Annotated in this window: 16 protein-coding genes and 1 tRNA gene; 3 read left to right on the plus strand and 14 right to left on the minus strand. The window is 69.5% G+C overall.

What is annotated here, in order from left to right; all coding sequences use genetic code 11:
• Nucleotides 1–37: 37 nt before the first annotated feature.
• The 3 genes from P5G46_RS05885 to P5G46_RS05895 are packed head-to-tail and all read right to left on the minus strand — an operon-like array spanning nucleotide 38 to nucleotide 3887.
• Nucleotides 38–961, minus strand: a complete 924-nt coding sequence (locus P5G46_RS05885) for a carbohydrate ABC transporter permease (protein WP_239276255.1) — start codon at nucleotides 959–961, stop codon at nucleotides 38–40.
• Nucleotides 958–1881 carry a carbohydrate ABC transporter permease gene (locus P5G46_RS05890; RefSeq protein WP_239276254.1) on the minus strand — a complete coding sequence of 308 codons (924 nt, stop codon included), beginning with the start codon at nucleotides 1879–1881 and terminating at the stop codon, nucleotides 958–960. Before P5G46_RS05890 ends, P5G46_RS05885 begins: the two co-directional genes overlap by 4 nt.
• On the minus strand, nucleotides 1878–3887 hold the full coding sequence (locus P5G46_RS05895; RefSeq protein ID WP_408905189.1) for a beta-galactosidase: 2010 nt from the start codon (nucleotides 3885–3887) through the stop codon (nucleotides 1878–1880). The genes P5G46_RS05890 and P5G46_RS05895 overlap by 4 nt, the downstream gene beginning before the upstream one ends.
• 161 nt (nucleotides 3888–4048) lie before the next feature.
• Here P5G46_RS05895 and P5G46_RS05900 point away from each other — a divergent pair, with 161 nt between their 5' ends.
• Nucleotides 4049–5062, plus strand: a complete 1014-nt coding sequence (locus P5G46_RS05900; protein ID WP_408905190.1) for a LacI family DNA-binding transcriptional regulator — start codon at nucleotides 4049–4051, stop codon at nucleotides 5060–5062.
• A gap of 45 nt (nucleotides 5063–5107) precedes the next feature.
• Here the strand turns inward: P5G46_RS05900 and aztD are convergent, their stop codons facing one another.
• From aztD to aztB, 4 genes are read right to left on the minus strand one after another with little or no spacing between them, the layout of a single operon-like run.
• Nucleotides 5108–6322, minus strand: coding sequence for a zinc metallochaperone AztD (gene aztD / locus P5G46_RS05905; protein WP_408905191.1), 1215 nt, complete (start codon nucleotides 6320–6322; stop codon nucleotides 5108–5110).
• Nucleotides 6323–6357: 35 nt separating this feature from the next.
• The gene (aztC, locus tag P5G46_RS05910) at nucleotides 6358–7266 is read right to left on the minus strand and encodes a zinc ABC transporter substrate-binding protein AztC (RefSeq protein ID WP_408905192.1); all 909 of its coding nucleotides are present in this window, start codon (nucleotides 7264–7266) and stop codon (nucleotides 6358–6360) included.
• Nucleotide 7267: 1 nt separating this feature from the next.
• Complete coding sequence (locus P5G46_RS05915; RefSeq protein WP_408905193.1) at nucleotides 7268–8482, minus strand: ABC transporter; 1215 nt, start codon at nucleotides 8480–8482, stop codon at nucleotides 7268–7270.
• 14 nt (nucleotides 8483–8496) lie between these two features.
• Nucleotides 8497–9351: a zinc ABC transporter permease AztB gene (aztB, locus tag P5G46_RS05920; RefSeq protein ID WP_408905194.1), complete on the minus strand. Its 855-nt coding sequence runs from the start codon at nucleotides 9349–9351 to the stop codon at nucleotides 8497–8499.
• 55 nt (nucleotides 9352–9406) lie between these two features.
• Between aztB and aztA the strand changes: the two genes are divergently transcribed.
• Nucleotides 9407–10135 carry a zinc ABC transporter ATP-binding protein AztA gene (aztA, locus tag P5G46_RS05925; protein ID WP_408905195.1) on the plus strand — a complete coding sequence of 243 codons (729 nt, stop codon included), beginning with the start codon at nucleotides 9407–9409 and terminating at the stop codon, nucleotides 10133–10135.
• Here the strand turns inward: aztA and P5G46_RS05930 are convergent.
• The 6 genes from P5G46_RS05930 to P5G46_RS05955 all read right to left on the minus strand — a co-directional run bounded on the left by P5G46_RS05930 (nucleotide 10123) and on the right by P5G46_RS05955 (nucleotide 15606).
• Nucleotides 10123–10207: transfer RNA gene (locus P5G46_RS05930), tRNA-Tyr, on the minus strand. The genes aztA and P5G46_RS05930 overlap by 13 nt on opposite strands.
• 91 nt (nucleotides 10208–10298) lie before the next feature.
• A complete protein-coding gene (locus P5G46_RS05935; RefSeq protein ID WP_408905196.1) occupies nucleotides 10299–11180 on the minus strand; it encodes a carbohydrate kinase family protein in 882 nt (293 codons plus the stop codon).
• The gene (locus P5G46_RS05940; RefSeq protein ID WP_239276245.1) at nucleotides 11177–11677 is read right to left on the minus strand and encodes an FBP domain-containing protein; all 501 of its coding nucleotides are present in this window, start codon (nucleotides 11675–11677) and stop codon (nucleotides 11177–11179) included. Before P5G46_RS05940 ends, P5G46_RS05935 begins: the two co-directional genes overlap by 4 nt.
• 43 nt (nucleotides 11678–11720) lie before the next feature.
• On the minus strand, nucleotides 11721–12632 hold the full coding sequence (locus tag P5G46_RS05945; protein ID WP_408905197.1) for a sugar ABC transporter permease: 912 nt from the start codon (nucleotides 12630–12632) through the stop codon (nucleotides 11721–11723).
• 1 nt (nucleotide 12633) lies between these two features.
• The gene (locus P5G46_RS05950; protein WP_239276311.1) at nucleotides 12634–14265 is read right to left on the minus strand and encodes an ABC transporter permease subunit; all 1632 of its coding nucleotides are present in this window, start codon (nucleotides 14263–14265) and stop codon (nucleotides 12634–12636) included.
• Nucleotides 14266–14367: 102 nt separating this feature from the next.
• On the minus strand, nucleotides 14368–15606 hold the full coding sequence (locus tag P5G46_RS05955; protein ID WP_408905198.1) for a sugar ABC transporter substrate-binding protein: 1239 nt from the start codon (nucleotides 15604–15606) through the stop codon (nucleotides 14368–14370).
• A gap of 215 nt (nucleotides 15607–15821) precedes the next feature.
• Between P5G46_RS05955 and P5G46_RS05960 the strand changes: the two genes are divergently transcribed.
• Nucleotides 15822–16310, plus strand: coding sequence for a YajQ family cyclic di-GMP-binding protein (locus P5G46_RS05960; RefSeq protein WP_239277222.1), 489 nt, complete (start codon nucleotides 15822–15824; stop codon nucleotides 16308–16310).
• Between the two features lie 164 nt (nucleotides 16311–16474).
• Here the strand turns inward: P5G46_RS05960 and P5G46_RS05965 are convergent, their stop codons facing one another.
• Complete coding sequence (locus P5G46_RS05965; RefSeq protein WP_375095335.1) at nucleotides 16475–16612, minus strand: hypothetical protein; 138 nt, start codon at nucleotides 16610–16612, stop codon at nucleotides 16475–16477.
• Nucleotides 16613–16656 lie beyond the last annotated feature (44 nt).

Below are 16656 nucleotides of genomic sequence, written 5' to 3' on the forward strand. Positions count from 1 at the left end.
CTCGGTTGGCCCGTCGGTCGCGCCGACGGGAGGTTCGTTACTTGAGGGCCCCCGTGCCGAGCCCGGTGCGCCAGTACCTCTGGAGCAGCAGGAACGTCACGATGAGCGGGACGATGGAGATGAGTGAGCCGACGAGCACGTACGTGCGCAGCTCGGGGAACTGGTTGATCGTGGAGTTCCACGCGTAGAGGCCGTACGTGACGGGGAAGAGCTCTTCGCTGCGCAGCATGATCAGCGGCAGGAAGAAGTTGTTCCAGATCGAGACGAACTGGAACAGGAACACCGTCACCAGCGCGGGGAACATCAGGCGGATCGACACCGTGAAGAACGTGCGCACCTCCCCCGCCCCGTCCAGGCGGCTGGCCTCGAGGAGCTCGTCGGGCACGGATGCCTCGGCGAACACCCGCGCCAAGTAGACGCCGAAGGGGCTGACGATGCTGGGCAGCAGCACCGCCCAATAGGTGTCGGTGAGCTGCACCTGGCTGAACAGCAGGAACAGCGGCAGGGCGAGGGCCGTCGCCGGCACGAGGACGCCGCCGAGGACGGTGTTGAAGATCGCTTCGCGGCCCGGGAACCGGTACTTCGCCAGCGCGTAGCCGCACATCGCGGCCACGATGGTCGCGATGACACCGCCGACGCCGGCGTACAGGGCGCTGTTGGCCAGCCACTTCAGGTACACCCCGTCGCGGTAGGTGAACAGCTGCGCCACGTTCTCGAAGAACCGGAAGTCGGCGAACCACAGCGCGTTGGTGCTGAAGAGCTGTCCGCGGTCCTTCGTGGATGCCACGACGAGCCACCACAGCGGAATGAGGAAGTAGAGCGTGAAGATCGACATCACGACCATGGCCGTGGTGCGCGACACGATGCTTTCGCGCGGGCCGGTCGCCACGGGACGCCGCGCGGCGCGCCGGCCCGTCGTGAGCGTGCGGGTGTCGGTGGGGTGGGGGGCGAGCGCGCTCATGACTGGACTCCACGACGGCTGAGACGGAGGAAGGTGAACGACAGCACGAAGGTCGCCAGCGCGAGCACGACCGAGAACGCCGCGGCGAGGGAGACGTTCGGGATCGAGCTGGTCGCGTAGATCGTCATGTTGGGGGTGAAGGTGCTCGTCACCGCCGAGCTGAACGACCGGAAGGTCTGCGGTTCGGCGAGGAGCTGCAGGGTTCCGATGATCGACAGCACGCCGGTGAGGACGAGAGCGGGCCGCACGAGCGGGATCTTGATGGACCACGCGATGCGGGCCTGACCCGCCCCGTCGATGCGTGCGGCCTCGTAGATCTCCTGCGGGATCGCCAGGAGCGTCGAGTAGATGATGAGCATGTTGTAGCCCACGAACACCCACGTCACGACGTTGGCGATGGACCACAGCACCAGGTCGGCGGACAGCAGGTCGACGTTGGCGGTGACCGCGGGGAACGGCGACAGGTTCGGGGAGTACAGGAACCCCCACATGATCGCCGCGATCACTCCCGGCACCGCGTAGGGCACGAAGAACGCCAGACGGAAGAACCGCTTGCCGCGCAGCAACGGCGAGTCCAGCAGCAGCGCGAACAGGAGCGCGAGTCCCAGCATCACCGGCACCTGCACGACACCGAACAGCAGGACGCGCCCGACGGACGTCCAGAACGCGGTGTTCTGGAACACCAGTGCGTACTGGGCCAGCCCACCGAACACCTCGCGGGCCTGACCGAACGTGCCGTCCCGCTCGACGACGAGCAGAGATTTCCACACCGCGTAGCCGATCGGCACGAGGTAGAAGAGCACGAACAGCACCACGAACGGGGCGATGAAGGCCACGATCGCTCCCTTGTGGGGGATGCGGCGGCGCACCCGGGGCGTCGATGCCCCGGCCGGTGCCGCGGTGGCGACGGGAGCGGTCATGAGTGGTTCTCCTCTCGGACGACGCGCACGGCGCCGGGGGGAACGGGCAGTCGTCCGTCGACCGCCGTTCCCGTGACGAGCTCGGCGCCGCGCACGTCGGCGACCAGCTCGGTGTCGCCGTGGTTGACGACGAAGACGTACGACGCGGTCTCGCCGCGCCGCCGCACGATCTCGCACGCCCCCGGGGCATCGACCTCGACGGGCGGGCGGACGCCCGCCTCGCGCGCGATCGCACCGAGCCGGTCGGCGAGGGCGGCGGGCTCCAGTTGCGTGGCGAAGTACCAGGCGTTCCCCCGCCCGTGGGCATTGCGCGTGATCGCGGGCGACCCGGCCGCCGGGCCGTCGACGAAGCGGGCGACGGTCTCGGCCGTCGTCGCACGGAGGCGTTCGCTCCAGAGACGGGAGGCCGTACCGTCGTCGAGCGCGATCCCGACACCGGGGGCGACGGGCGCGAACTCCTCGACGTGGATGCCGAGCGCCTCGCGCAGCGGACCGGTGTAGCCGCCCGCCCAGATGCGGTCGTTCTCATCGACGATGCCCGAGTTGAAGGTGACCACGGCGGTCCCGCCCGCATCGATCCAGCGGGTCAGGACGGCCGCCTCGTCGGCGCGCAGGAGGTGGAGTCCCGGTACCGCGACGAAGCGGTAGGCCGACAGGTCGGCGCCCGGTCGGACGATGTCGACCGTGAGGCCCTGGAGGTGCAGCGCGGCGTAGACCGCGTGCACCTGCGTGAGGTATCCGACCGCCTGGCTCGGACGGCATTCGGTGTCGGTGGCCCACCACGCCTCCCACGAGAAGACCAGCGCGGCATCCGCCACCACCCGGGAGCCCGCGACCTCGCCGAGGCGGTCGACGATCCCGCCGAGTTCGACGACCTCGCGCCACACCGCGGAGTCGGTGCCGGCGTGGGGCAGCATCGCGGAATGGAACTTCTCGGCGCCCTGCACCGACGCCCGCCACTGGAAGAAGCACACGCCGTCCGCGCCGCGCGCGACGTGCGTGAGGGAGTTGCGCAGCAGCTGGCCGGGCTCCTTGGCGAGGTTGAGCGGCTGCCAGTTCACCGCCCCGGTGGAGTGCTCCATGAGGATCCAGGGCGCTCCCTCGGCGAGGCCGCGGCTGAGGTCGGCGGCGAAGGCGAGCTCGCTCCGCGGGTCGCCGAGCCGGTGGTCGAGGTAGTGGTCGTTGGCGATGACATCCATTTCGGCGGCCCACGACCAGTAGTCCATGTTCTCGATGTGCGCGGTGACCATGAAGTTCGTCGTCACCGGGCGGTCGCTGAGACGGCGGAGCACGTCGGCCTCCGCGCGGTACTGCGCGAAGACGGCGTCCGAGCTGAAGCGGTGGAAGTCGAGCAGCTGACCGGGGTTGCGGGCCGACAGCGCCGCCCGCGGCGGCAGGATCTCCTCCCAGTCGTGGTACGTCTGGCTCCAGAAGGCGGTCCCCCACGCGCGATTCAGTTCGCTGATCGACCCGTATCGCTCGCGCAGCCAGAGGCGGAACGCCGCGGCGCTCTCGTCGCAGTAGCAGAGCGCGTTGTGGCATCCCAGTTCGTTCGAGACGTGCCACAACGCCACGGCCGGGTGCGACCCGTAGCGGGCGGCGACCGCTTCGACCAGACGCAGGGATGCCGTGCGGAAGATCGGCGAGCTCGGGCACCAGGCCTGACGCCCACCCGGGTACCGGCGGGTCCCGTCCTCGGCCATCGGCAGCACTTCGGGGTAGGCCCGGCTCAGCCACGCGGGGGCCGACGCGGTGCCGGTGCCGAGGTTGACGCGGATCCCGGCGTCGTGAAGTCGCTGCAGGATGTCGTCGAGGGCGGCGAAGTCGAACGCGTCGGGGCCCGGCTGCAGGTGAGACCACCCGAAGATGTTGATCGCCACGAGGTCGACCCCGGCCTCGCGCATGAGACGGATGTCCTCGTCCCAGACCTCGGGCGACCACTGCTCAGGGTTGTAGTCGCACCCGAAGGCGATGCCCTCGTGAGTGAAGGGGGTGCGATCGGTCATCCTGCTCCTCGTTCTGTGAACGTGCACAGATTCGAGCGGATGCCTCACCGTCGAGGTTCTGTGAACGTACACAGAGTGTCATCCCGCGTTTTCCGCGTCAAGGCTTCGTTACCAATCTGTGCTCGTTCACAGAGGGCCCCTCCTCCCCCTAGGATCGGGGCGTGGAAACGGAGCGTCGGCGTCGCGCGACCGTGAAGGACGTCGCCCTCGAGGCGGGCGTCTCACGGGGCACGGTGAGCCGCGTGCTGAACGGGCAGCCATACGTGTCGGAAGACGCCCGGTCGGCGATCGAGGCGGCCATCGCGAAGGTCGGATTCGTTCCCAATCGCGCCGCGCGGAGCCTCGTGATGCGCAGCTCCCAGGCGATCGGCCTGATCGTGCACGAACCGCACTCGCTGTTCGTCGAGGACCCGAACATCGCGTCCATTCTGCTGGGGGCCAACAGCGCCCTGTCCGAGGCCGACTACCAGCTGTCCTGCCTCATCGCCGACACCCCGCGCGACGTCGACCGGCTCGCGCGTTACCTCAGCGGCGGACTCATCGACGGTGTCATCATCGTCTCGGCCCGCGTCGGCGACCCCATCACGCGCGCGGTCGTCGAGCTGGGTCTGCCCGCCGCTTTCGTCGGAAACCCGCGCGACATCGGCGATGCCGCCCACGTGGCGATCGACAACCGAGGCTCTGCGCGCGAGATCACGCGGCGGCTCGTCGGCACGGGCCGTCGCCGCATCGGCATGGTCGCCGCGGCCCTGGACCGCGACTCCGGCGCCGACCGCCTCGCCGGGTTCGTCGATGCCCTGGGCGCCGGCTTCGATCCGCAGCTCGTCGAACGCGTGCCGTTTTATTCGTTCTCCGACGGCAAGGCGGGCATGAAGCGTCTGCTCGACCGGGCTCCCGATGTCGACGGCATCTTCGCCTCCAGCGACGCCGTCGCCGCCGGGGCGCTGGAAGCACTGCGCGAGGCGGGGCGCCGCGTGCCGGACGACGTCGGCATCGTCGGTTTCGACGACAGCTCGTGGGCGTTGCGCTGCGACCCCCCGCTGTCGACCGTGCACCAGCCCGCCGATCAGCTCGGCAGTACCGCCGCCCGCGCCGTCCTCGCCCAGCTCGACGGTCAGACCTTCGACGCCCCGATCCTGCTGGAGAGCCCGATCGTCTGGCGCGAATCGGCGTGAGCGCACGAAACCGCCCCGGGAAAGTCCCGGGGCGGCTCGTCGCACTCAGCGCGTGAGGGCCATCTCGTTGGGCGTCACCTCGAGCGTCGCGCTCGTGAGCACCTCGCCCGTGGTGAGGTCGACCGCGTGCACCATGTTCTTGGCGGGCTCGGTCACGTAGGCGATGTCACCGCTGACCTTGATGGCGGGGTGCGCGTCCTGCCACTCGGCCGGACCCTCCCACGCGTCGATCACCGGGAACGCGTCCGTGAAGGCGCCGGCCTCGGGGTCGAAGACGTGGATCGCGCCGTCGGAGGCGAGGATGTAGCCGAGGTCCCCGGGGCCGCGAGCGAGGTCACGGAAGGTGTACTCCGCGCCCTCGGGCATGTCGACGACGGTCTGGGTCTTGGCCGCGGTGTCGATGAGGGCGATGCGGTTCAGCAGGTAGCCCTCGGCATCCCGGTCGTCCTTGTAGTCGCCGATCACCAACGGGCTGGTCTCGCTGACGAACAGGTTGCCGGTGCGACCGTACGGCTGGTCGGGAGCGTCGAGCTTGGTGATCTCGCCGTCGTCGAAGATCAGCGCGCCGTTCTCGCACCCGAACACGACGACCTCGTCCTGAGCGGTGCCCTCACCGTGAACGCCGGGGCAGTCGGCGCTCTCGGCGACGGTCGCACCCGACGGGTCCTTCACGACGATGCCCGTGCGCCCGTCGGCGTTGCCCACGGTCGTGACGAAGGAGCCGTCCTCGAGCACGATCGACACACCGTGGTGCGCCTCGACGCCCGGGATCGTCTCGGTCTCGGGGAGTGCGTCGGTGGATGCCAGCAGGGCGTCGGTGTCGAACACGGTGGTGTCGCTCGTGCCGTCGGCGTACAGCACCGTCTTGCCGCCGTGGACGACGACGTGACCGGCCTTCTCGGCGGGGAACACCAGGTCGGTGAGGACGGGCTCGTCCTGCGCCGTCCCGGCATCCAGCACCTGGAAGCCGGCGGTGGTGGTCACCATGACGTGCCGACCGTCGCCGGCGGAGTTGAGCCGCGTGAACTCCTCGGAGTCGACGTCGCCGACGACCTCGAGCGTCTCGCCGTCGAGGACGACGATGCCGCCCGGGTACGACAGCGCGACGCGGGTTCCGGTCTCGTCGGCGGCCGACGACGACGAGCCGGGGGCGGGAGCGGCAGAACCGCCGCCGGCGCCGCCGGAGCACGCGGCGAGTCCGACGGTGGCGCCGACCGCGAGCGCGAGTACGCCCGCGCGTCGAAGGGGAAGGGTGCGCATGTGATTCTTCTTTCTTCTCTGGGGTGGCCGGGCGCTCAGGGCGACAGGCCGGTCGCGATGCGCTCCGTGTTGACGCGCATCATGGTCAGGTAGTCGGGGGCTCCCCCGGTGGCATCCGTCAACGACTCCGTGAAGAGCTCGGTGACGGTGACGTCGACGTCCGCCTCTTCCGCAAGCGCCTTCATCAAGCGGTCGGGTTGCGACGACTCGGCGAAGATCGTGCGCACCCCCGCCTCGTCGATCGCCGAGACGAGATCGGCGAGATCGCTCGCGCTCGGGGCCGCGAGGGTCGTCCCGCCAGGGATGACGGCGCCCACGACGCGGAACCCGAAGCGCTCGGCCAGGTAGCCGAAGACGTGGTGGTTCGTGACCAGGGCGCGCCGAGCCTCGGGGATGGCGGCGAAGGCGGTCGTCATGTCGGCGTCGAGGGCTTCGAGGGCCTCGCGGTAGTCGGCCGCGCGCGCGGCGATCGCGGCGGCATCCACCCCGTCCACGCCTTCGAGGACGGGGACCAGCGCGTCGACGACGGCGATGGTCTGCGCGGGGTCGGTCCAGAAGTGCGGGTCGTCCGCACCCCCGGCGTCGGTCGAGGTGTACGGCAGCACGTCGACGACGTCGCCCGCGACGAAGGCGGCCACACCGGCGTCGGCGGCGGCATCGAGGTGCTGCTGCAGGCCCTCCTCGAGCCCCAGCCCGTTCGAGACGACGAGGTCGGCCGAACGCACGCGGGCCGCCTCGGATGCCGAGATCTCGAATGAGTGCGGATCGGCGCCCGGGCGCATGAGGGTCAGGACCTCGACGTCGTCGCCGACGAGGTTCGACACGACGTCGCCGAGGATGTTCGTCGACACCACGATCAGCGGGCGCTCGGTCGCGCTGGACGCGCACCCGGTGAGCAGCGCACCGGCGAGCAACAACGAAGCCGCGAGGCGGGAGAGCTTCATGTCAACGTCCCGTCTCGGCGAAGAACACGGGCGCGGAAGCGGTCTCGAACTCGCGGGCGAGGCGGGAGTTGTCGGCGAAGTCGATCTCCCACAGCCGTCCCTCCGCCGGACCGTTGAGGTACGCGCGCTGCTGGTCGGCCACGAGGGTCACGGGGGCTCCTGCGGCGAGGCTCGCCCCGACCAGGGGAACGGATGCCGCGCGCATGGCGCCCGTCTCGCCGTCGAGCACGAGCACGCGCCCGTCGCGGGTCAGTGCGAGCACGTTCGCGTCGGCGTCGTCGACCGCGGTGACCTGCACTACCGGCTCGGGCACGGGAAGGAGCGTCCACGTGCGGGCGCGGGTGTCCAGCATCCAGATGCCGGCGTCGCCCGCGAGAGCCGCGACGCGGGGACGCCCCTCGCGGTTCGCGAAAGCCGTGGCCCGCGGTGCGCTCACACCGTCGGGATACGGGATACGCTCCACGACCGGCCGCTCGTCCTCGACGTGGATGAGGAGCGCGCCGTCCTGGCATCCGATGATGGCTCCCACGCGGGTGGTGAGGGTCCCGGCGGCGGCCTCGCACGCGACCGGCTCACCCGTGGTGGCGCCGTCGGCCGTGTGCAGCGTCACTTCGTCGCCCGCGGCGACCGCGGCGAACGATCCGGCGGGCACGACCATGCCGGGTCCGGGCTCGCGTGAGAGACGGAAGGACTCCACGAGCCGCCCCTTCGAGAGGGCCTCGGTGTCCAGCAGCACGGCGTCGCCGGACTCGGGGAAGAACACGCCCGTTCCGCCGGTGGTCGACGAGTTCGACGTCGCGACCGTCGCCGCCCCCGCCCCCTCGACGTCGCCGAGGACCCGCGCCTCGGCGCGGTAGTAGTGGAAGTGGTCGACGTGATCCCACGTCCACACCCCGCTGTCGACGACCGAGACACCGGTCTCGTCGATCGCGAAGAGGTAGCGGCCGTCGCTGTGGACCGCGCGCGGGGCACGGACCGCCCCGAGCTCGACCGTCGTCTCGTCGAGGAGGTCGAGGTGGGACACCCGCCCCTGGGCATCGATCGAGGTGAGACCGAGCGCCGGTTCCGCGAGCTCTTCGGCCCCGGCGATCTCGCCGTGAGTGTCGGGGGCCGGTTCGGTCACGGATGCCGTCGGACCGTTCGCCGCGCACCCGGTCAGGGCGAGCACCATCGCGAGCGACAGGACGAAGGGACGGAGGGGAGAACGGTGAGACATGGAGGCTTTCTGCATCAGGCGGGGACGAGATCGGGCGCGACCAGGCGGCGCCGAACGGTGTCGATCCCCGCGCGGAGGACCCAAGACACGCCGGCTGCGGCGATCGCAGTGGCGGCGATGGTGGCCCCGGCGGCGGTGGCCGCGTGCCACGAGACGAGAAGTCCCGCGCAGACGGCGGCCGAACCGATCACGGCGGCGAGGGCCATGGTGGTGGGGATGCGCTCGGTCCACTGCCGGGCGGCCACGGCCGGGGCGACCAAGAGGCCGACCACGAGCAGAGAGCCCACGGCCTGGTACGAGGCCACGACCGCGAGGGTCACCAGCCCCACGAGCACGGTCTGTGCGACCCGGGGACGCAGTCGCAGAACGCGGGCGACACGCTCGTCGATCGCTAGGGCCACGAGAGAGCGGTGGAAGAACGCCGCGGAGGCCACGCCCACCGCCGTGGCCACGACGAGCACGACCAGGTCACCGGTCCCGACGGCGAGGATGTCACCGAACAGGATCGCCGTGGCATCCGTCGCGAAGCTTCCGGCGTGGGAGATGACGATGACGCCGAGGGCCAGCATGCCGACGAACAGCATCCCGATACTCGTGTCGTAGGACAGCCGCGCCCGACGCTGCAGCACGCCGATGCCGAAACTCATCACCACGGCGCTGACGGCTGCGCCCAGCAGGACGGGGAGCCCGAGGACGGTGGCCAGCGCCACCCCGGGAAGCATGCCGTGCGCGAGCGCTTCGCCGAGAAACGCCATGCCTCGCACGATCACCCAGGTGCCGGCGACCGCGCACAGCACGGCCACGAGAACGCCGCCCAGGAGCGCGCGCTGCACGAACTCGAGGGAGAAGGGATCGGTGAACCACGGCACGGGAGTCGACCGTATCCGTAATGAGAACGATTCTCAAACTCATACAATGGATGCCATGCCCCCGATCACCCGACTCTCGCCCGCTGCCGCACTGCGCGGCATCCGCGTCGACTTCGATGACACGCGCGCGGTCGACGGCGTCGATCTCGACATCGCTCGGCACGCCCTGACCGTGGTGGTCGGCCCCAACGGCTCGGGCAAGTCGACGCTCATCGAGGTGCTCGCCGGAGCGCGCGCCCCCTCCGCGGGCACGGTCGTCGTCGACGCGCGGGCGCGCGCGTTCGTGCCGCAGCGCGCCGCGGTCGCGGAGCGCCTCCCGCTCACCGTGCGCGACGTCGTGGTCGTGGGCGCTTGGGGGCGCGTCGGAGCGATGCGCCGCCTCGACCGCGAGGCCCGAGCCGCCGTCGATGACGCGCTGCGCCGCGTCGACATGACGGCCCTCCACCGCCGGCCGTTCGCCACCCTCTCGGGCGGTCAGCGTCAGCGCGCCCTCCTCGCGCAGGGCCTCGCCCGCGGCGCCGACCTGCTCCTGCTCGACGAGCCGACCACGGCCCTGGATGCCGCCAGCGCGGCGCTCATCCGCGACGCGATCGCTGACGAGACGGCGCGCGGCACCGCCGTGGTGTGCGTCAGCCACGACGACCGACTCATCGCCGAAGCCGACGTCGTCGTGCGCATGGAGGCCGGCCGGATCATCAGGCAGGAACCCGGGCGGGGAAGGCGCAAGAAAAGCGAAAAGCCCCGGTCTCCCGGGGCTCTTGCTGGTGTTGGTGGTGGCGAGTGAGGGATTCGAACCCCCGAATGCAATGCAGTCTGATTTACAGTCAGATCCCTTTGGCCGCTTGGGTAACTCGCCAGGTGCGCACCCGCCCGGCTTTCACAGTCGACCAGAGGCGCGATCACCTACCTTACCCTCCCCGAGGGCATGGTTCCAACACGGGGCGAGGTCACTCCGGGATGCGCAGGAGCGCTCCCTCGCTGCGGCAGGTCGCCGCGGCCACTTCCATCGCACGGTCCAACACGAAGCCCCAGGATGCCTCGTCCTCGGGCAGGCCCTCGCGCACGAGCGCGACGGTGGTCGAGAGCACCGCGTCGCCGCCGCCCATCGTGTCGACGATGCGGCCGGGGAGGTCGGCGATACCGCGCGAGACCGTCATCCCGTCCGCGTCGATCGCGGCTCCCCCGGCGCCGTAGGTGGCGAGCACGGCATCCACGCCGAGGCCCGTCAGCTTCTCGCGCAGGTCTTCCAGCGGGCGGCCGTAGAGCAGCTGCGCGTCATCTTCGCCGACCTTCACCAGCTGGGCGCGGGCGGCGGCCTTCTCGAAACCGCGCACGAACGCGTCGCGGTCGTGCAGCATGCCGGCGCGGGGGTTCGGATCGATCGCGAGCGACGCGGACGCCGAGCCCACGGCATCCAGGAGCGCGTCCGTCTGCTCGGCGTCGTCGAAGGGGAAGCAGCTGACGACCACCATGGTCGCGTCGGCCAGCGCCTGGCGCTCGGCGTCGCCGTAGTGGACGCGGCGGTTCTGCGCGGCGTCGTTGAAGACGTACTCCGGCTCGCCGCCCGCCGACCGCGTGCTGACCGCACGCGACGAGCCGTGCTCCGACGGACTCGGCAGCAGGTCGACGTCGTACTCTGCGAGGTACGCCCGGATCTGCTCGCCCGCGGCGTCGTCGCCGACCATCGCGATGAGCGAAGCGGGCACGCCCAGGCGGGACAGCCCCACCGCGACGTTCAGCGCCGCGCCACCGACGAACTCGCGCACGCCGTCGTCATCGCGCAGCTCGTCGATCAGGGCGTCGCCGATCACGACGACGCGGCCGCTCACCGCTCCACCCCGGCCGTCTCGAGCACCCGCTCGACGAACGCCTCGGTACGGCGTTTCGTGCCGTCGATCTTCATGTCCACACTCCCGCGGATCTCACTCGGCGCCAGGGGCATCGCCAGGCGCACGTTCTCGTGGCACGACAGGTCGGCGCACATGTACGTTCCGACCGTATCGCCCTGCTCCCCCGCGGCCCCGGCTTTGCGCGCCGTGAAAAGCGCCACCTGGTCGCCCGGCTGCATCGTGTGACACAGATTGCACATCGCCGACCGTGCCCGCGACTGCCCGTCGGCGACCCGGAGAACCACCCCGGTCGCCTCCCCGTCGCGTTCGGTCACGAGATAGCCGCGGCCCCGGGTGCGGGGATCCCGCCACGCCCAGAAGTCGAGGTGATCCCAATCGGTCAGCAGGAAGTCGTGCGGCAGAGCCACGACTCGCAGCTCGTCCGGTGCGGCGTTGACGAACGCGTCGCGCACCTCGTTCTCGGTGAGTGCTCGCATGGCATCCGAGTCTAGAAGCGCGCGAAGCGCGACGGGCCAGAGCTCACTTGACGCTGCCGGCCGTGAGCCCTCCCACGATGTAGCGCTGCAGCGCGAGGAACAGCGCCATCGGCAGGATCGCCGCGAGCACCGCTCCGGCCGCGAACACCGACCAGTTCGTCGCCGTCTCCTGCGACACGAACTGGTAGAGGCCCACCGCGAGGGTCTGCTTCGCGGGGTCGACGAGGATCACGGATGCCAGCACGAAGTCGTTCATCGTCGCGATGAACGACAGCAGCCCCACCACCGCGAGGATCGGGGCCACCAGACGCAGGATGATCGTGAAGAAGATGCGGGCGTGACCGGCACCGTCGATCTTGGCGGCCTCGTCGATGGATGCGGGAACGGTGTTGAAGAAGCCGTACATCAGGTACGTGTTCACCCCGAGCGCGCCGCCGAGGTACACCATGATGAGCCCGATCTGCGTGTTCAGTCCGATCGCGGGGAACACGTCGGCGATCGTCGTCATGAGCAGGAAGATCGCCACGAACGCCAGGAGCTGTGGGAACATCTGCACCAGCAGCAGGCTCAGCAGACCGAAGCGTCGACCCGTGAAGCGCATGCGCGAGAACGAGTACGCGGCGAGAGCACCGAGGAAGACCGTCCCCGCCGCGGTCGCCAGCCCGATCACGAGAGAGTTGACGAACCAGGCCGCGAACGGCTGCTGCGGCAGAGAGAACAACCGGATGAAGCTGTCGATGCTGAACGTCTGGAAGAGCCCGTTCGCGGTGAGCAGAGTTCCCCCCGGGTTCAACGCCGCCGACAGCACGTACAACAGGGGGAACGCCGAGAAGATCAGCATCGCGATGCCGACGAAGTGGCGCCACCCGGTCTGTCGGAACCAGGTGCCGAACGACCGGCGAGGCGCCGGCGCCGGACGACGGGGACGGGTGACGGTCGCGGTGTCGGTGGCCATGTCAGTTCAGCTCCTCGAGAGCCTTGGTCTGGCGGAACCCGATGTACGAGATCACGCCCACGAGCAGGAAGATGACGATCGAGAACGCGCTGGCCAGACCGAAGTCACGCAGCTGGCCGACGAAGGCGACCTTGTAGACCATCGAGATCAGGATGTCGGTGGCGCCGGCGTTGATCGCGGCATCCGCGAATCGCGGTCCGCCGCCGGTGAGCATGTAGATCAGGTTGAAGTTGTTGAAGTTGAACGCGAACGACGAGATCAGAAGCGGAGCCACCGACACCAGCAGGAGCGGGAACTTGATGTGGCGGAAGACCTGCCACACACTGGCGCCGTCCACGCGCCCCGCCTCGGTGATGTCGTCGGGGATCGACTGCAACGCCCCCGTGCACACGAGGAACATGTACGGGTAGCCCAGCCACAGGTTCACGATGAGGATCGCGATCTTCGCCAGCAGCGGATCCTGCAGCCACGGGATCGAGGCCCCGCCGAGGATCGCCTGGTTGATGAACCCGAAGTCCTGGTTGAACATGCCGGCCCACACCAGCGCTGACAGGAAGGCGGGGAACGCGTACGGCAGGATCATCACGACGCGGTAGTACTTGCGGCTCTTCATGCGCGGGTCGTTCAGCACGATCGCGAGGAAGAGGCCCAGCACGAACGTCGTGGCCACCGACAGGAACGCGAAGACGAACGTCCAGATCGCCACCGCGACGAAGGGGCCGCGGATGGACTCCTCCGTGAAGGCGCGCACGAAGTTGTCCGCGCCGACCGTCACCACCCACCCGGGCAGAAGCTCGGTCCCGTCATCGGCGGTGAAGGCGCCCGTGCCGGTGTCGCGGTACACCGTGCCGTCGGTGGTGTCGGTCATCGTGTCGGCCGCGGCATCCCAGGTCAGGCTCGACGTGAACAGGTACGCGTTCGAGCCGTCGGTGGTGCGGAGGAACCCGTCGTTGGGGTCGTCCGAGACGGGAACGGCGATCGCGCCGATCTCGGCCTGATTGGCGATGATGCTCGCGAAGTCGAGGCTGGTGTAGCCGTCCGCCGACACGGCGCGCCCGCTGGAGAACTCCGCGTCCACGGGCTCGAGGGCCTCGTCGGTCGTGCCGACCAGAGCGTCGCCGGTCTCGGGGTCGGTCACCAGCAACGAGAACACGCCCCCCTGCTCGACGACGGTGATGGGGTAGGTCGCCGAGTCGGCCACGCGCGTCTGCGACTGCAGCAGAAGCGCGTTCACCGCATCGTCCTTGGTCGAGTTGTGGCCCGAGCCGTAGTTCGTGAAGGCGATGTAGACCGTGTACACGACGACGAAGATCTGAAAGATCAGCAGGAAGATGAGCCCCGGCGTCAGATACTTCGCCGGCAGCAGACCCGGGGTCAGGTAGACGACGTTGACGCCGACCGCGATGAGCGCGACGGCCGCGGCGACAGCCCACTGTCCGGTCCCCGCGAGCACCATGACGGCGTACACCGCGGCCGCGTCGATCATCGCCAGCGCGACGATCTTGACCAGCCACACCTTCCAGCCGGCGGACGCGGCTTCGGCGTAACGCTCCGCTCGGCGGCGGCGACGCTCGGCGGCGGGATCGGGTCGCTTCGCGGCGGGCGCGTCGGATTCGAGGAGGGGAGCCGTCATCGTTGAGGCCTTCTGCGTCAGGGGGACGAAGTCCGGGGGTTGAGGGGGAAGAAGGGGGATGCCGCGGCGGGCGACCGCGAGGGGGCCCGCCGCGGCGCCGGCTCAGCCGGTGATCTTGGCCTGGATGTCGTCGGACATGGTGGTCCACGTCGCCGTCGGGTCCTCACCCTTCAGCACCGCGACCTCGGCGACGCCCCAGAACTCCCACACCGAGCCCATCTCGGGGATGCTCGGCATCGGAGCGCCCTGTGCGCCGACCTCGCCGAAGCCGGCGATGATCGGGTCGGCGGCAGCCTTCTCGTACGCGGCCTTGAGAGCCGGCGGACGGTCGCCCGCCTCGTACAGCACGGTCTGCACCGGCTCGGTGCCGAGGTAGTTCACGAGGAACTCGTTCGCGGCGAGCGCGTTCTGCGACTTCGCGCTGAGGTAGAAGCCCTGCACACCCACGAACGGCTGCGCGGGCTGGCCGCCGGCCGAGGGGATCGGATCGATCGCGATGTTGATGCCCTTGGCCTCGGCATCCGCGACGTTCCAGGGCCCGGTGAGGATGAAGGGCGTCTGGCCGGAGTTGAAGGCTTCCTTGGACAGGTCCTGCGTGAGGTTCAGGTTGATCGTGCCCGCGGTGCCCTGCGCGCCGAGCCACGCGGCGAACGCCTGCCCGGCCTCGTCACCGATCGTCAGCTGGGAGCCGTCGTAGCTGCCATCCGCGTTGCGCGCGAACACCGAGTTCCCGAACGAGGTCTGGAACGGGTACAGGTGGTACGGGTCGGCGTTGGCCGGGTCGAGGCCCATGACGAACGGGTACTGCACGCCGGCGGCCGCGCCCTTGGCGATCATGTCGTCGAACGAGGTGGGAGCCTCGGGGACGAGATCGACGTTGCGCATGAGCGCGATGTTCTCGGTCGCGTACGGCAGGCCGTAGACCTTGCCGTCGTTGGTGAACGCCTGGATGGCGACGTCCTGGAAGTCGGATGCCGTGTCACCGAGCTCGATCGGGGCGACGAGGCCGTCCTGCACGAAACCGCCGAGCCAGTCGTGGGCGCCGACCGTGATGTCGGGACCCTTGCCCGTGGGAACCTGAGCGGCGAAGTCGGCCTGGATCTTCGAGAAGTCCTTCTCGACCAGGTCGACCGCGATGCCCTTCTCGTCGGCGAAGGTCGCCGCGACATCCTTCAGTGCGTCGGCGCGGTTGGCGTCGACCCAGACGGTCAGGGTTCCGGCCGCGGCGGCGTCGCCGCTGGCCTGCGGGGTGGAACCGCTGCCGGAGCAACCGGCCAGCAGCAGCGAACCGGCAGCGATGAGAACGCCGAAGCCGAGTGCGCTCGTGGATTTCACCTTCATTGGTGTGTGCCTCTCTGGTGGGGGGAGGGGCTCCAGATCGTCCAGATCGCGGACGTCATCGGCCCCGGGTGCGCATGCAAGCGCTTACGTTGCAAGCGCTTACATAGTGAAGGACGAACACCCTGGCCGCAAAGCGCCGCGCACGTCGATACCAACCTGTGATCTACCGACGGCACTCCCCTGGCCTGCGCGTCACGGCTCGGTAGAATCGCGGGATGGCCGACAGCTCATTCGACATCGTCTCCAAGATCGACCGCCAGGAAGCCGACAACGCCCTCAACCAGGCGCGCAAAGAGGTCGAGCAGCGCTACGACTTCAAAGGCACCGACGCGTCGATCGAGTGGAGCGGCGAAGCGATCCTCATCAAGGCGAACTCCGAGGAGCGCGCCAATGCCGTCCTCGACGTCTTCCAGACCAAGCTCATCAAGCGCGGCATCTCGCTGAAGAGCCTCGAGTCCGGCGAGCCGACCGCCAGCGGCCGCGAGTACCGCATCACGTCGACCCTCAAGGAAGGCATCTCGCAGGAGAACGCCAAGAAGATCGGCAAGATCATCCGCGACGAGGGCCCCAAGGGAGTCAAGTCGCAGATCCAGGGCGACGAACTCCGCGTGCAGTCGAAGTCGCGCGACGACCTCCAGGAAGTGCAGCGGCTGCTCAAGGCCGCCGACCTCGACGTCGACCTGCAGTTCGTCAACTACCGGTGACGCGCTGACGACGGCCGACGCCCTCCCCCGCTGCCCGACCTGCGGCGAGCCGCTGCGGTTCGAGGTTCTCGACGACGAGCGGTTCCTCGTGGCCTGGTCGTGTGTGAACTGCGGACTGATCCGAACGACCGAGCCCGGCTAGAGGGCTTACGGGGCCTGCGTCGTCACTCGATGCCACCGATCAGCTGGTCGATCTCACGCTCGGTCTCGCGCCCCATCGAGCGGTCCTCCTCGGGCGAGGGCATGTCACTATCGTCGTCGACGGTGGGGTTCTCGAACGGCTGCTTCTTCTCGTTGTCCATGAAGCGATCGTCACACGCGCGGTCGCCGCGGGGCGAGGGGCTTG

The organism is Microbacterium mcarthurae, from assembly GCF_046064585.1.
Taxonomy (GTDB): domain Bacteria; phylum Actinomycetota; class Actinomycetes; order Actinomycetales; family Microbacteriaceae; genus Microbacterium; species Microbacterium mcarthurae.

Excerpts from the sequence above, each read along its gene's own strand:
- P5G46_RS05885 (WP_239276255.1), bottom strand. The coding sequence starts at position 961 with ATGAGCGCGCTCGCCCCCCACCCCACCGACACCCGCACGCTCACGACG.
- P5G46_RS05890 (WP_239276254.1), bottom strand. The coding sequence starts at position 1,881 with ATGACCGCTCCCGTCGCCACCGCGGCACCGGCCGGGGCATCGACGCCC.
- P5G46_RS05895 (WP_408905189.1), bottom strand. The coding sequence starts at position 3,887 with ATGACCGATCGCACCCCCTTCACTCACGAGGGCATCGCCTTCGGGTGC.
- aztD (WP_408905191.1), bottom strand. The coding sequence starts at position 6,322 with ATGCGCACCCTTCCCCTTCGACGCGCGGGCGTACTCGCGCTCGCGGTC.
- aztC (WP_408905192.1), bottom strand. The coding sequence starts at position 7,266 with ATGAAGCTCTCCCGCCTCGCGGCTTCGTTGTTGCTCGCCGGTGCGCTG.
- P5G46_RS05915 (WP_408905193.1), bottom strand. The coding sequence starts at position 8,482 with ATGTCTCACCGTTCTCCCCTCCGTCCCTTCGTCCTGTCGCTCGCGATG.
- aztA (WP_408905195.1), top strand. The coding sequence starts at position 9,407 with ATGCCCCCGATCACCCGACTCTCGCCCGCTGCCGCACTGCGCGGCATC.
- P5G46_RS05940 (WP_239276245.1), bottom strand. The coding sequence starts at position 11,677 with ATGCGAGCACTCACCGAGAACGAGGTGCGCGACGCGTTCGTCAACGCC.
- P5G46_RS05945 (WP_408905197.1), bottom strand. The coding sequence starts at position 12,632 with ATGGCCACCGACACCGCGACCGTCACCCGTCCCCGTCGTCCGGCGCCG.
- P5G46_RS05950 (WP_239276311.1), bottom strand. The coding sequence starts at position 14,265 with ATGACGGCTCCCCTCCTCGAATCCGACGCGCCCGCCGCGAAGCGACCC.
- P5G46_RS05955 (WP_408905198.1), bottom strand. The coding sequence starts at position 15,606 with ATGAAGGTGAAATCCACGAGCGCACTCGGCTTCGGCGTTCTCATCGCT.
- P5G46_RS05960 (WP_239277222.1), top strand. The coding sequence starts at position 15,822 with ATGGCCGACAGCTCATTCGACATCGTCTCCAAGATCGACCGCCAGGAA.
- P5G46_RS05965 (WP_375095335.1), bottom strand. The coding sequence starts at position 16,612 with ATGGACAACGAGAAGAAGCAGCCGTTCGAGAACCCCACCGTCGACGAC.